Genomic DNA, 13,861 nt, shown 5'->3' on the forward strand with positions numbered 1-13,861 from the left:
GTGCGTGCCGTGCTTTCGATCGGCTCCAATGTCGGTGACAGGCTCGCGCACCTGCAATCGGTGGTGGACGCACTGGGCTCGGACGTGGTCGGCGTCTCGCCGGTGTATCAGACCGCTCCGTGGGGGCATGTTCCGCAGCCGGACTTCTTCAACGCAATCGTCGTCGCCGACGGACGCGAGCCCCTGGAGTGGCTTGCGGTGGCGCACCGCCTGGAGCAGTCGGCGCAGCGATTGCGCGACGAGCGTTGGGGTCCAAGGACTCTCGACGTTGATGTGATCAGCTGTCGTCGCCATGATGCTGGTGAGGTCCTTTCCGATGACCCGGATCTCACGCTGCCGCATCCGCGTGCGCATCTGCGGGCCTTCGTGCTGGTGCCGTGGCTGGCGCTGGAGCCCGGCGCGGTACTCACCGTCGACGGTGTGGTGCGCCCGGTGGCCGACCTGCTGTCCGGACTCGACGCGGCCGAACGCGAGGGTGTGCGGCGGATGGATGCCGCCCTGACCGGTCCGGTGACGTAGTGGGAACCACCCGCTTCCGCGATCTGCTGGTCGCGGGCGTCGTCACGGCGATCTTTTGCTATTTCTTTGTTTCGGCGGCTTACGGATCCCTGCCGCCGATTCCCCTGCTTGCCGGCGTCTCGCTGCTGGTGCTGGCGGTCGCGGAGGCCGGCTGGGCGTTCTACGTGCGTAACAGGGTCAACGACGGCCAGATCGGCGTGGGCGCGGGGCGTTTGCCTGCGTTGGCCGTGGCGCGTTCGGTTGTGGTCGCGAAGGCTTCGGCGTGGCTGGGCACGCTGATGACCGGATGGTGGATGGCGATGCTCGTTTACATCCTGCCGCGGCGCGCACATCTGGCCGCCGCGGCGGCCGACACTCTCGGCGTGGTGATCGCGACCGGATGCGCGTTGGCGCTCGTCGTCGCCGGGCTGTGGCTTCAGCATTGCTGTAAGTCGCCGCCGGACCCGCCCGCGACCCCCGCGAGATAGCACCCACGCATGTCGAATCGCCGATTCGAGGTCGGCCAGCACACTGCGCTGTCCAGGTACAGTCACCTCCATGACCATGCCCACCCGAGCGGCTAAGCCCCGGCGTGGCAGCAGGCGTCCCGGCTGGGCGTTGCTGACCGCGTTGCTGGTGCTCGCGATCGGGTCCGGCATCGCGCTCGTCTTCACCGATAAGGCCATATATTTGCGCGTCGGCCTGTTGCTGGCGCTGTGGGCGGCTGTCATCGCATCGTTCGCAGCACTGACCTATCGCCGGCAGAGCGATACCGATCAAGCCAAGGTGCGCGATCAGAAACTCGTCTACGACCTGCAGCTGGAACGGGAGATCTCGGCACGTCGTGAGTACGAGCTGACCGTCGAGAGCCGATTGCGCCAGCAGCTGGCGGGTGAGATCGAGGCACAGGCGGCTGACGAGATCGCGACGTTGCGGGCCGAGCTCGCCGCATTGCGCACCAACCTGGAGATCCTGTTCAACACCGATCTCAGTGACCGCCCCGCGATCGAGCACGACCCGATTCGCGCCCTCGGGCCCTGGCCCGGGGCCGAGCCGCAGCCGGTGCCGACGACGAGCACCGCCGCCTTCGCCCACTCCGTTCGCGAGCCGCAGCCCGCTGTCGCCGACGAGTACCAGGATGTCACCGCCGTCGATGAGGACAGCCGGACATCGGAGTACCCGATCATCGACGTCGCCGAAGACCCCCACCATGTGGACCAGGAACAGGCGCCCCCGACACCGCCCTATCCCACCCCTCCTTATTACGGGGCGGCTCAACCTCACGAGCCAGAGCCGTACCAGCAGCCGGTGTCCTCCGGGACGCATTGGCGCCCGCAACCCGAACCGCATGTGGCGCAGCCTCCGGTACCCGGACACGAACAGCAATTCCCGGCCGCCGCCGAGCCCACGCAGCAACCATATTGGGCTGCCAGACAAGAGGATTGGGACGCCGCCGCCGACGGTGAGGATTGGGATCCGGTCCCCGCGCCGATGGCACCGCCCGAACAGCCTGCTCCCCAGCAGGCATGGAACGCGCCGGCGCCGGAATGGCATGTTCCGCAGCCCCCCGCGCCGCCGCCCAGTGCCTGGGCCCCGGCACCGGCGGAAGGTCAGTGGTTACCCCCCGGGACTGCAGGCAGCAATTGGGCCTCCAACGAGCCTGTCGCGCCGCCGAGCCCCTATCAGGCAGAACCCGCGGCCGGCGGACGTCACTCCGGCACCCCGTCCCGGCATCAGGCCCCTGCCGCAGCCGAGAACACGGGCGGCGGACACTGGGCCCCCGAACCCTCGTACCCACCACCGCCGGCTCCCGAGCAGCCGAACTATCCGGAGAGCTCGGGTGGGCATCGGGCACCGGAAACCGAGCCGGAGGAGAAGCGCGGAAAGCGCCGGGCTCCCGAACCCGAGGAATCCGAAGAAACACGTGGTCGGCGTCGCGCGGAGGACACGGGCGGTTTCTCGGTCGCGGACCTGCTGGGACGCATCCAAACCGATTCTTCCGAGTCCGGCGGCGGCCGTCGGCGCCGCCGTGAGGACTGATCCGCGGCGATATCGTCACCGTGCGTCAAAGTGAGCAATCTAACGGCTCACGCCTCTGCCGATAGCGCAGCCGGAGGACTACTCTGCTGGTGACCGTCCGGTACCTGCAGGGCAGGACTGGAACGTATCTAGTCTGCGAGGTGTCTCGTTCAGCATGCCTGAGGCTTTCCCTGTCGATGGCCCTGTCGATGGCCCAGTCGACGACCAGTCCGACGGTCCTCTCGACGGCCTGCGGCCGGCCCGGCTGGCCGTCGGAATTATCTCCGCCGGTCGAGTGGGCACTGCCCTAGGCGTCGCGCTGGAGACGGCGGGTCACTTCGTCGTCGCATGCAGTGCCGTGTCCGAGGCCTCACGCCGACGCGCCGAGCAGCGTCTGCCGGAAAGCCAGATACTGCCTGCCCAAGAAGTGGCGCCACGCGCTGAACTGCTGATCCTCGCGGTGCCGGATCATGAGTTGGCGGCCCTGGTCGCCGGTCTTGCCGCCACCGGTTCGGTGCGCCCCGGAACGATCGTGGTGCATACCTCGGGGGCCAACGGCATCGCAGTCCTGGATCCGTTGACCGCTCTGGGGTGTATGCCGCTGGCCATTCATCCGGCCATGACGTTCGCCGGTGGCGACGAGGATATCGAACGACTTCCCAACTCCTGCTTTGGAATTACCGCAGCAGACGAAATCGGGTATGCGATTGGCACGGCCTTGGTGCTGGAGATCGGCGGCGAGCCGGTCCGGGTGCGCGAGGATGCCCGCACTCTCTATCACGCCGCCCTGGCTCACGGCAGCAACCATGTGGTGACGCTGGTACTGGATGCGGTCGAGGCGCTGCGCTCAGCGCTCTGGGGCCAGGAGTTGTTGGGGCAGGAGACAATCGGCGACGGGCCGGGCGGGCTGCCGGAGCGTGTGCTGGCACCACTGGTGCGTGCTGCGGTCACTAACGCCCTGGACCGCGGCCAGGCGGCACTGACGGGTCCGGTGGCGCGGGGAGACGGCGCTGCCATCGGACGTCACCTCGACGCACTCATGGAGGCAGACCCGGCGTTGGCCGACGCTTACCGCGCCGACGCGCGCAGAACCGCGCAGCGCGCGCACGCCCCCCAATCGGTTTTCTCTGCACTGGAACCCCGCGACGCCGGTTAAGGCAAGCTAAGGCAAGGTAAGGCAAGGTAAGGCACTGAGATGACGAGTTTGTATGGTCCGAAGGGGCCGAAGGGCTACCTTCGGGGAGAGCTGACCGTTCACCACGACCCCGAGACCATGTACGACGTGTCGAAGGCGTTGCGGCACACCGGCCGACGGATCGTCTTGGTGCCGACCATGGGTGCGCTGCATGAGGGCCATCTGACGCTGGTCCGGCACGCCCGGAAGGTGCCCGGTGCCGTTGTCGTGGTGTCCATCTTCGTCAACCCGCTGCAGTTCGGTCCGGGCGAGGATCTCGAGGCGTATCCACGCACACTGGACTCCGATGTCGCGAAGTTGCGCGAGGAGGGTGTGGAGCTGGTGTTCGCCCCGAATGCGGAGGCGATGTATCCGCATGGCCGGCGCACCACCGTGCAACCCGGTCCGCTAGGTGCTGAGCTCGAAGGCGCTTCACGTCCAACGCACTTCGCCGGAATGCTCACGGTCGTGCTCAAACTGCTGCAAATCGTGGCGCCTGACCGCGCGTACTTCGGGGAGAAGGATTACCAGCAGCTGGTGCTCATCCGACAGATGGTCACCGATCTCAATATCACGACGCGCATCGTTCCCGTGCCGATCGTCCGTGAGGCCGACGGGCTGGCGATGTCGTCGCGGAATGTGTACCTGAGCGAAGAGCACCGTGAGCAGGCGGGGGCCCTATCGGCCGCCCTGCTTGCCGGAATCTATTCCGCTTCGGCAGGGGTAGAGGCAGCCCTGGATGCCGCGCGCGCCGTGCTCGATGAGGTGCCGGCCATCGAGGTCGACTATCTGGAGGTGCGCGGTGCCGATTTGGGTCCGGCACCCGCGCACGGGCCCGGCCGCATGCTGGTGGCGGCCAAGCTGGGGAGCACCAGGCTGTTGGACAACGTTCCCATCGAGATCGGACCAACGGGGCCGACAGACCCCGACCACGAGCTTCCCTGGCGAAATTGACTGGAGGACATGATGTTCCGCACGATGATGAAGTCGAAGATCCATCGCGCCACGGTGACGCACGCCGACCTGCATTACGTCGGCTCGGTGACCATCGACCCCGATCTCATGGAGGCCGCTGATCTGTTGGAAGGCGAGCAGGTCACCATCGTCGACATCGACAACGGGGCCCGGCTGGAGACCTACGCGATTACCGGCACGCGGGGCAGTGGCGTGATCGGAATCAATGGGGCCGCAGCGCATCTAGTGCACCCCGGGGATCTGGTGATCATCATCGCCTACGGTGTGATGACTGATGAAGAGGCCCGCGCGTTCACACCGCGGGTGGTGTTCGTCGATTCGGATAACAAGCAGGTAGAACTGGGCGAGCATTCCGATGACCCGGCGTACGTGCCCGAGAACTTCGGCCTGGTGTCACCACGCGGTCTGGTGTAACCGTGCTGTTGGCGATCGACGTACGTAATACCCACACGGTGCTGGGGCTGGTTTCCGGTACGGGCGAGCACGCCAAGGTGGTTCAGCACTGGCGGATTCGTACCGAAGCGGAGATCACGGCAGACGAACTGGCCCTGACGATCGATGGACTCATCGGCGACGACAGCGAGACACTCACCGGGGTCGCGGCGCTTTCCACGGTGCCATCGGTCCTGCACGAAATGCGCGGAATGTTCGATCAGTACTGGTCGTCGGTTCCGCAGGTGCTGATCGAGCCCGGTGTACGCACCGGGCTCCCGCTGTTGGTGGACAACCCCAAGGAGGTCGGCGCCGACCGCATCGTCAATTGCCTTGCGGCCCACCACCGATTCGGCTCGGCGTGCATCGTGGTGGATTTCGGTTCCTCGATCTGTGTGGACGTGGTGTCGGCCAAGGGCGAATTTCTCGGCGGTGCGATCGCCCCGGGCGTGCAGGTGTCCTCCGATGCCGCCGCCGCCCGTAGCGCCGCGCTGCGCAGAGTCGAGCTGACCAGACCGCGTTCCGTCGTCGGAAAGAACACGGTCGAGTGCATGCAGTCGGGGGCGGTCTTTGGTTTCGCCGGATTGGTGGACGGGCTCGTGGAACGCGTGCGCCGCGATATCGACGGCTTCGGAGCCGCGGGCGTCACGGTGGTGGCCACCGGCCATACCGCGCCGTTGATCCTGCCCGAGACCCACACCGTGGACCGCTATGAGGAACACCTGACCCTGGATGGTCTGCGGCTGGTGTACGAGCGCAACCGGGCGGACCAGCGCGGCAAGGCACGCGCGACCAGGTAGAGATCCATGCGTCAGATCGGCAGCGCAGTTCAGGTGCGGAGCACTACCGCTAAGCTGCCGAGACGTGACTGATCCTGACGCGCAGACCAGCTTGCCGGAACAATTTCGCATCCGGCAGGCCAAGCGCGAGAAGCTGCTTGCCGAAGGCGTTCAACCGTATCCGGTGGAGGTGCCCAGAACCCATAGCCTCAAGCAGATTCGAGATGCCTACACGGATCTGGAAACCGATACCAGCACCGGCGACCAGGTAGGTGTCTCGGGCCGGGTCATCTTCTCCCGCAACACCGGCAAGCTGTGTTTCGCGACGCTTCAGGAGGGTGACGGCACCTCTCTACAGGTGATGATCAGCCTCGCCGGCGTCGGCGAGCAGTCGCTCGCCGACTGGAAGACCGATGTGGACCTAGGCGACATCGTCTTTGTGCACGGAGAGGTCATCAGCTCGCGCCGGGGCGAGTTGAGCGTGATGGCGGATCGCTGGCAGATGGCATCGAAGTCCCTCCGGCCTCTGCCCGTTGCTCACAAGGAGATGTCCGAAGAGACCAGAGTGCGCCAGCGCTACGTGGATCTCATCGTGCGACCCGAGGCGCGCCAGATCGCGCGACAGCGTGTCGCGGTGATGCGGGCTATTCGTGACGCTATGCACCGCCGTGACTTCTTGGAGTTGGAGACGCCGATCTTGCAGACCCTCGCCGGAGGTGCTGCCGCACGCCCCTTCATTACGCATTCGAACGCGCTTGATATCGACCTGTATCTGCGTATTGCGCCGGAACTTTTCCTGAAAAAGGCACTCGTCGGGGGTTTCGACAAGATTTTCGAACTCAACCGGGTATTCCGAAATGAAGGCGCGGATTCCACACATTCCCCCGAATTCGTGATGTTGGAAACATACGAGACCTACGGCACATACGACACCGCCGCGACAATGATCCGTGAGCTCATCCAAGAGGTAGCCGACGACGCAATGGGAACCAGGCAGGTGACGTTGCCCGATGGGTCGACCTACGACTTGGACGGCGAGTGGACGACCTTGGAAATGTATCCGTCGTTGTCAGAAGCTCTCGGGGAGGAGATCACGCCCGATACGCCGGTTGCCGAGCTATGGAAGATCGCAGATCGGGTTGGCGCCGAGATTCCTACCGACCGCGGTTATGGGCACGGAAAACTGATCGAGGAACTATGGGAACACCAGGTCGGTGACAAAATGTACGCTCCGACTTTTGTCAGGGATTTCCCAGTTGAGACGTCCCCGTTGACCCGTCAGCACCGGAGTATTGCGGGTGTCACCGAGAAGTGGGATTTGTATGTCCGTGGCTTTGAATTGGCCACCGGGTACTCGGAGCTCATTGACCCGGTCATTCAACGCGAAAGGTTCGTTGACCAGGCCCGATTGGCGGCCGCCGGTGATGATGAGGCGATGAGTCTGGACGAGGATTTCCTCGGCGCGATGGAGCACGCGATGCCTCCTGCCGCAGGAACGGGGATGGGCATTGACCGGTTGTTGATGGCGCTTACGGGGCTGGGAATTCGAGAAACGATCTTGTTCCCGATTGTGCGACCCACACTCTGATCTACGCGTCCGAATTTTTGTCACACTTTTCAACTATGAGTGTAGTGAAACGCTTGCCTTGCGCGGAACACGCGCAGCCTTGCGCGTATGTTGAACTTTGCGACAAACCGTGGCATGTTTGAGATGGACCAACGGGGGTTCCGCTTTTGGAAGGAAAAAAGGAATGGCTAAGAAGGTCACGGTCACGCTTGTCGACGACGTCGACGGCGAAGCGCCTGCCGACGAGACCGTTGAATTCGGTGTTGACGGTGTGACTTACGAGATCGACCTTTCTTCTAAGAATGCGGAGAAGCTGCGTAATCAGCTCTCTACATGGGTCGAGCACGCGCGTCGTGTGAGCGGACGTCGTCGCGGGCGGGGGAGTTCGGGCTCGGGTCGTGGCCGTGCCAGCATCGATCGCGAGCAGAGTGCGGCGATCCGCGAGTGGGCACGTAAGAACGGGCACAATGTGTCCTCGCGTGGCCGCATTCCCGCCGAAGTTGTCGACGCGTTCAACGCGGCCAACTAGTACGTTCCCGGGACAATTTCGCTTAGGGCGAAGCCGGGTCAATATCGGAAACGTTTTCACCGCATCTGGCGTTGTTCGGTTGCCTAACAAGCACCGCCGGGTGCGGTGATTTCGTGTAGTGGGGCCATCTCCAGGTATGCGAACACCGCGCCGACTACGGCCGACCACTAGAGTGGCGATTAGGTCCTAGTGCCAGCGGGGATGAGTCGTTTGGGAAGAGCCCCAAGCGGCACCATGAACCGCTTGCGCAAAGGCCGGACGAGGAAGCGAGGGAGACCGATGTTCGAGAGATTCACTGACCGCGCCAGGCGGGTGGTTGTGCTGGCCCAAGAAGAGGCCCGCATGCTCAACCACAACTACATCGGCACCGAGCACATCCTGCTGGGTCTGATCCATGAGGGCGAGGGCGTCGCCGCCAAGTCGCTCGAGTCGTTGGGCATCTCGCTGGAAGGGGTGCGCAGCCAGGTCGAGGAGATCATCGGCCAGGGTCAGCAGGCGCCGTCCGGGCACATTCCGTTCACTCCGCGTGCCAAGAAGGTGCTGGAGCTGAGCCTGCGCGAGGCGCTGCAGCTCGGCCACAACTACATCGGCACCGAGCACATCCTGCTCGGCCTGATTCGCGAGGGCGAGGGCGTTGCCGCACAGGTGCTCGTCAAGCTGGGCGCCGAGCTGACTCGGGTGCGTCAGCAGGTCATCCAGCTGCTCAGTGGCTACCAGGGCAAGGAGACCGCAGAATCGGGTACCGGTGGCAGGGGCGGAGAAGCCGGCACACCTTCTACGTCGCTGGTGCTCGACCAGTTCGGCCGCAATCTGACCGCGGCCGCCATGGAGGGCAAGCTCGATCCGGTCATCGGCCGTGAGAAGGAAATCGAGCGGGTCATGCAGGTGCTGAGCCGCCGCACCAAGAACAACCCGGTGCTGATCGGCGAGCCCGGTGTCGGCAAGACCGCCGTCGTCGAGGGTCTGGCCCAGGCGATCGTGCACGGCGAGGTGCCCGAGACACTGAAGAACAAGCAGCTGTACACCTTGGACCTGGGGTCCCTGGTGGCCGGCAGCCGCTACCGCGGTGATTTCGAGGAACGCCTCAAGAAGGTGCTCAAGGAGATCAACACCCGTGGTGACATCATCCTGTTCATCGACGAGCTGCACACGCTGGTGGGTGCGGGCGCGGCCGAGGGCGCGATCGACGCGGCCTCGATCCTGAAGCCGAAGCTGGCTCGTGGCGAGCTGCAGACCATCGGTGCGACCACACTCGACGAGTACCGCAAGTACATCGAGAAGGACGCCGCCCTGGAGCGCCGGTTCCAGCCGGTGCAGGTGGGCGAGCCGACGGTCGAGCACACCATCGAGATCCTCAAGGGTCTACGCGACCGCTACGAGGCACACCACCGGGTGTCCATCACCGATGGCGCATTGGTTGCCGCGGCGACCCTGGCCGATCGGTACATCAACGACAGGTTCTTGCCCGACAAGGCGATCGACCTGATCGACGAGGCCGGTGCCCGCATGCGCATCCGCCGCATGACCGCGCCGCCAGACCTGCGCGAGTTCGACGAGAAGATCGCCGATGCGCGCCGGGAGAAGGAATCGGCCATCGACGCGCAGGACTTCGAGAAGGCCGCGCGCCTGCGCGACTCCGAGAAGCAGCTGGTGGCCCAGCGTGCCGATCGCGAAAAGCAATGGCGTTCAGGTGACTTAGATGTGGTCGCGGAAGTCGATGATGAGCAGATCGCCGAGGTGCTGGGCAACTGGACCGGTATCCCCGTGTTCAAGCTGACCGAGGAAGAAACCACTCGGCTGCTGCGCATGGAGGACGAGCTGCACAAGCGGATCATCGGCCAGGAGGACGCCGTCAAGGCCGTCTCCAAGGCCATCCGCCGCACCCGTGCCGGTCTGAAGGACCCGCGGCGCCCCTCGGGCTCGTTCATCTTCGCCGGGCCGTCCGGTGTCGGTAAGACCGAGCTGTCCAAGGCGCTGGCCAACTTCCTGTTCGGCGACGACGACGCGCTCATCCAGATCGACATGGGCGAGTTCCACGACCGCTTCACCGCCTCAAGGCTTTTCGGCGCTCCCCCGGGATACGTCGGCTACGAGGAGGGCGGCCAGCTCACCGAGAAGGTGCGCCGGAAGCCGTTCAGCGTGGTGTTGTTCGACGAGATCGAGAAGGCTCACCAGGAGATCTACAACACCCTGTTGCAGGTTCTCGAGGACGGTCGCCTCACCGACGGCCAGGGACGCACGGTCGATTTCAAGAACACCGTGCTGATCTTCACCTCGAACCTGGGCACGTCGGATATCTCGAAGGCCGTCGGCCTCGGATTCTCCGAAGGTGCGGCCGGCTCGAACTACGAGCGGATGAAGCAGAAGGTCCACGACGAGCTCAAGAAGCACTTCCGTCCTGAGTTCCTCAACCGCATCGATGACATCATCGTCTTCGAGCAGCTGACGCAGGAACAGATCATCGAGATGGTCGACCTGATGATCGGGCGGGTGGGCAAGCAGCTCAAGACCAAAGACATGGCCATGGAGCTCACCGACAAGGCCAAGTCGCTGCTGGCCAAGCGCGGATTCGATCCGGTGCTAGGCGCCCGCCCGCTGCGTCGGACCATTCAGCGCGAGATCGAGGACGCACTCTCGGAGAAGATTCTCTTCAACGAGGTCGGTCCCGGCGAGCTGGTCACCGTCGACGTCGAGAACTGGGACGGCGAGAGTGCCGGCGAGGACGCGAAGTTCACCTTCGTCGGCCGTCCGAAGCCCGCACTGGTCGCCGGTGAGGAGCCTGCCGCCGACCTGGCCGCCTCCGCCTCGGAGTAAATCGGTTCTGATCGAACGCCCGGCTGTCGCATTATGCGGCGGCCGGGCGTTCGGCTTTTCGGGGAAGCCTTCCGCGCCGACACGCCGCGTTTGGAGCCCGTATCTCGGGCGATGCGTCAAAAACCGTAGTTTCGCCGCGTCGGTACAGGGGCGCGTCGGTACAGGGGCTCAGAATCCCTTGCTGCGCAGGTAGTTCGCCAGGGTGACGATGGCGTCGGGGTTGCGTGGCCCTTCGACGAGTGCGGCGTAGGGCAGCACGATGAAGTTTTCGTCTCGTACCGCCTGGGTGTGCCGCATCAGCGGTTGCGCCTTGAGCAGGTCGATCTTTGCCTGTGCGGTGTTGTTGGGCCCCACGCCGTAGTCGCAGACGATGATCACCTGCGGGTCTCGCTGGGCCGCGGTTTCCCAGGCGCTGGTGGTCCAACTGTCGTTGAGATCGGAGAATATATTGCGGCCGCCTGCCTTCTCGATGATCTGCTGCGGCGCCGCCGTCCTACCCGACGTGAACGGCTCGGCATCACCGCTGTCATATAGGAAGACACGTACGGGTGCCTGCTCGTGCGGGGCGTGGGACTGCACGTCTTCGATGGTCTGGCGGTATGAGGCGATCAGGTCACGCGCCCGGTCCTGGACCCCGAAGATGATCCCTAAGTTGGTGAGGTCTTCGTAGAGGGCCTCCAGGGGCGCCTTGATTCCGCGTCGCGCGGTGCCGGACTGCCGGCAGGCCTCTGTCAGCTGATAGGGCACCGCCCCGATGGACCGCACCCAATCCGGGGTCAACCCCGAGGTTTCGCTGAATCCGTAATTCCATCCGGCGAAAACGAGATCGGGCCGCGCGGTCTGCACGGCCTCACGGGTAAATCCTTGTCCCAGGTTCGTGGTGGACTCGAATTGTGCCTTCCAGGGCGATGTGCTGATGTCCCGATCCTGCCCGGAGTCCAGAAAGTAGCCTGCCATCCGATCCTGCAGGCCCAGCGCGAATAGCAGCTCGGTAACCCCGGTGTCGTTGCTGACGACCCGGGTTACCGGCACCGGAACCTGGAGAGGCGCACCACAATTGTCGACGGACACGTGATCGGTTGCGGTGCTTGCCTCGTCGATCGTTGCGCAGCTCGTCGTGAGCAGCGCCAGCGCCGCGACCGAGCCGATGAGTGCCTTCATTGCTTCTCCTGTCGTTCTGGTTCGGCGTAAAAGATGACCTGCGGGACGCCGCTGCGTGGATGTGTGATGACGTGGCAGTCGATGCCGAACCACCGGCCGACGGACTCGGCGGTCAGCACCTCGTGCGGTGATCCGGACAGCACCACGTTGCCGTCCGCCATGACATGGATCGTGTCGCAGTACTGTGCCGCCAGGTTCAGGTCGTGTAGTGCGGCGATGACCGTAATGCCTAGCGCGCGGGCAGAATTGAGTATCGAGTACTGATGGCGTACGTCGAGATGGTTGGTCGGCTCGTCGAGTACCAGCACATGTGGCTGTTGGGCCAGGGCACGGGCGATCAATACTCGCTGGCGCTCACCACCCGAAAGTGAACCGAATGTGCGGCCGCTCAGTGCCGTCACGTCCGCGGTCTCGGTGGCCCGTGCGCAGATCTGCCTGTCCAGCTGGGAAGTGCCACGCAGTGAGGCGCCGTGTGGCAGCCTGCCGGTGGCGATCACCTCGGCGGCGGTGAAATCGAAATCCAACGACATGTCCTGTGTCAGCGCCGCCACCTGACGAGCGTTCTCCCGCATGCTGATGGCCCGCACCGATACTCCGTTGACCGCAACGTCGCCGGAAGCGGGAGTCAGCGCACGGTACAGGCAGCGCAGGGTTGTCGACTTACCGCTGCCGTTGGGGCCGACAATGCCGACGAACCCGCCGGCCGCGACATTCAGATGGATATCCGAAATGATCTGCGCGCCGGCGATGCTGACGGACACGTTCCGAAAGGTGACATCCATCAGCCGACCGCCCCCGCGGACATCGCGCGGCGGCGCATCAATCCGACGAAGACCGGAACCCCGACCGCGGCCGTGATCGCACCGAGCGGAAGTTCCTGCGGCGGAATCGCGGTCCGCGCGACAAGGTCAGCGGCCACCAGAAAGCACGCGCCCAGCACCGGCGCCACGATCAAGACACGGCGATGATCCGCGCCGACCAGCAGCCGCGCGGCATGCGGAATGACCAAACCCACGAATCCGACCGCGCCACAGATGGATACAAAGCATCCTGTCATCGCGGCCGACAAGATGAACAGTGCCACCCGGAATCGCCCGGCGTCCAGGCCCAGCGACGCGCTCACCTCGTCGCCCATGGCAAGGGCGTTGAGCTGGCGGGCAAGCCCGCCAGCGCAGAGGATTCCGATCACGGTCGCGGCAAGTGCCACCGGTACCTTGTCCCAGGACGACGCGCCCAGGCTGCCCAGCAGCCAGAACATGACGCTGCGGGCGGCCTCTCCGTTCGGGGCCAAGAACACCAGGACCGTGGTCACCGCGGACAACCCGTAACCGACCGCTGTGCCTACCAGGACCAGTCGCAGTGGTACCAATCCCTGTGGTGTGCGCGCGATCTGGTAGACGACGGCGGTAGCGGCGAGCGCGCCCAGGGACGCCGACAATGAGAGCGCATAGGTGCCCAGGGTACCGAGCACGCCGTAGACAACCACTGCGGTCGCGCCCACCGAGGCGCCCGAGGAGATTCCGAGAACGTACGGATCGGCGAGGGCGTTGCGGACCATTGCCTGCACGATCACGCCCACCACGCTGAGTCCGGCGCCGACAAGGACCGCCAGCAGCACCCGCGGCAGCCTGGATTCGACCACGATCCGATAGTTCGCGGCGTCGACGGCGGGCACCGAGCCTCCGCTCGCGCCGGCCCACAAGAAATGCAGACAGTCGCGCCAGGGCACGTCGGCGGTGCCGAAGGCGAGTGCGGTCACCGTCAGTAGCACCAGCGCCGCCAGTCCGCCGAGCACCGCAAGGATCAGGGACCGTGTGTGCTGTGCTGTGGGCATCGACATTCCTGCGTCGTCGGGTTGCCGCACCAAGACATGACGGATACGCGAAAGAGCGCTATCCGCCAGGCGGTCCCTC

Annotated in this window: 13 protein-coding genes; 10 read left to right on the forward strand and 3 right to left on the reverse strand. The window is 64.8% G+C overall.

Translation table 11 applies throughout. The annotated features are described in order from the left end of the window. Positions 1-9: 9 nt before the first annotated feature. The 10 genes from folK to MAB_RS02920 all read left to right on the forward strand — a co-directional run bounded on the left by folK (position 10) and on the right by MAB_RS02920 (position 10,787). Entirely contained in the window at positions 10-519 is a 510-nt protein-coding gene (folK, locus tag MAB_RS02875; protein ID WP_005113139.1) for a 2-amino-4-hydroxy-6-hydroxymethyldihydropteridine diphosphokinase, read from the forward strand. Further along, positions 519-986: a DUF3180 domain-containing protein gene (locus tag MAB_RS02880; protein WP_005113140.1), complete on the forward strand. Its 468-nt coding sequence runs from the start codon at positions 519-521 to the stop codon at positions 984-986. Before folK ends, MAB_RS02880 begins: the two co-directional genes overlap by 1 nt. Positions 987-1,056: 70 nt before the next feature. Then, positions 1,057-2,538 carry a DUF6779 domain-containing protein gene (locus tag MAB_RS02885; protein ID WP_005083444.1) on the forward strand — a complete coding sequence of 494 codons (1,482 nt, stop codon included), beginning with the start codon at positions 1,057-1,059 and terminating at the stop codon, positions 2,536-2,538. A 154-nt stretch (positions 2,539-2,692) separates the two neighbouring features. Further along, positions 2,693-3,673, forward strand: a complete 981-nt coding sequence (locus MAB_RS02890; RefSeq protein WP_005113142.1) for a Rossmann-like and DUF2520 domain-containing protein — start codon at positions 2,693-2,695, stop codon at positions 3,671-3,673. 39 nt (positions 3,674-3,712) lie between these two features. Beyond that, complete coding sequence (gene panC / locus MAB_RS02895) at positions 3,713-4,645, forward strand: pantoate--beta-alanine ligase (RefSeq protein ID WP_005092170.1); 933 nt, start codon at positions 3,713-3,715, stop codon at positions 4,643-4,645. A gap of 12 nt (positions 4,646-4,657) precedes the next feature. Next, the gene (gene panD, locus MAB_RS02900) at positions 4,658-5,080 is read left to right on the forward strand and encodes an aspartate 1-decarboxylase (RefSeq protein ID WP_005083440.1); all 423 of its coding nucleotides are present in this window, start codon (positions 4,658-4,660) and stop codon (positions 5,078-5,080) included. 2 nt (positions 5,081-5,082) lie between these two features. Further along, complete coding sequence (locus tag MAB_RS02905) at positions 5,083-5,898, forward strand: type III pantothenate kinase (protein ID WP_005065020.1); 816 nt, start codon at positions 5,083-5,085, stop codon at positions 5,896-5,898. A gap of 64 nt (positions 5,899-5,962) precedes the next feature. After that, positions 5,963-7,465, forward strand: coding sequence for a lysine--tRNA ligase (gene lysS / locus MAB_RS02910; protein WP_005065019.1), 1,503 nt, complete (start codon positions 5,963-5,965; stop codon positions 7,463-7,465). Between the two features lie 163 nt (positions 7,466-7,628). Next, positions 7,629-7,973, forward strand: coding sequence for a histone-like nucleoid-structuring protein Lsr2 (gene lsr2 / locus MAB_RS02915; protein ID WP_005065018.1), 345 nt, complete (start codon positions 7,629-7,631; stop codon positions 7,971-7,973). 279 nt (positions 7,974-8,252) lie between these two features. Next, positions 8,253-10,787, forward strand: a complete 2,535-nt coding sequence (locus tag MAB_RS02920; RefSeq protein WP_005092171.1) for an ATP-dependent Clp protease ATP-binding subunit — start codon at positions 8,253-8,255, stop codon at positions 10,785-10,787. Positions 10,788-10,955: 168 nt separating this feature from the next. Here the strand turns inward: MAB_RS02920 and MAB_RS02925 are convergent, their stop codons facing one another. The 3 genes from MAB_RS02925 to MAB_RS02935 are packed head-to-tail and all read right to left on the reverse strand — an operon-like array spanning position 10,956 to position 13,788. After that, positions 10,956-11,948, reverse strand: coding sequence for an ABC transporter substrate-binding protein (locus MAB_RS02925; protein WP_005092172.1), 993 nt, complete (start codon positions 11,946-11,948; stop codon positions 10,956-10,958). Further along, the gene (locus tag MAB_RS02930) at positions 11,945-12,730 is read right to left on the reverse strand and encodes an ABC transporter ATP-binding protein (protein WP_005092173.1); all 786 of its coding nucleotides are present in this window, start codon (positions 12,728-12,730) and stop codon (positions 11,945-11,947) included. Before MAB_RS02930 ends, MAB_RS02925 begins: the two co-directional genes overlap by 4 nt. Continuing rightward, a complete protein-coding gene (locus MAB_RS02935; protein ID WP_005113933.1) occupies positions 12,730-13,788 on the reverse strand; it encodes a FecCD family ABC transporter permease in 1,059 nt (352 codons plus the stop codon). Before MAB_RS02935 ends, MAB_RS02930 begins: the two co-directional genes overlap by 1 nt. Positions 13,789-13,861: the final 73 nt, after the last annotated feature.

The sequence above is a fragment of the Mycobacteroides abscessus ATCC 19977 genome (assembly GCF_000069185.1).
Lineage (GTDB): Bacteria > Actinomycetota > Actinomycetes > Mycobacteriales > Mycobacteriaceae > Mycobacterium > Mycobacterium abscessus.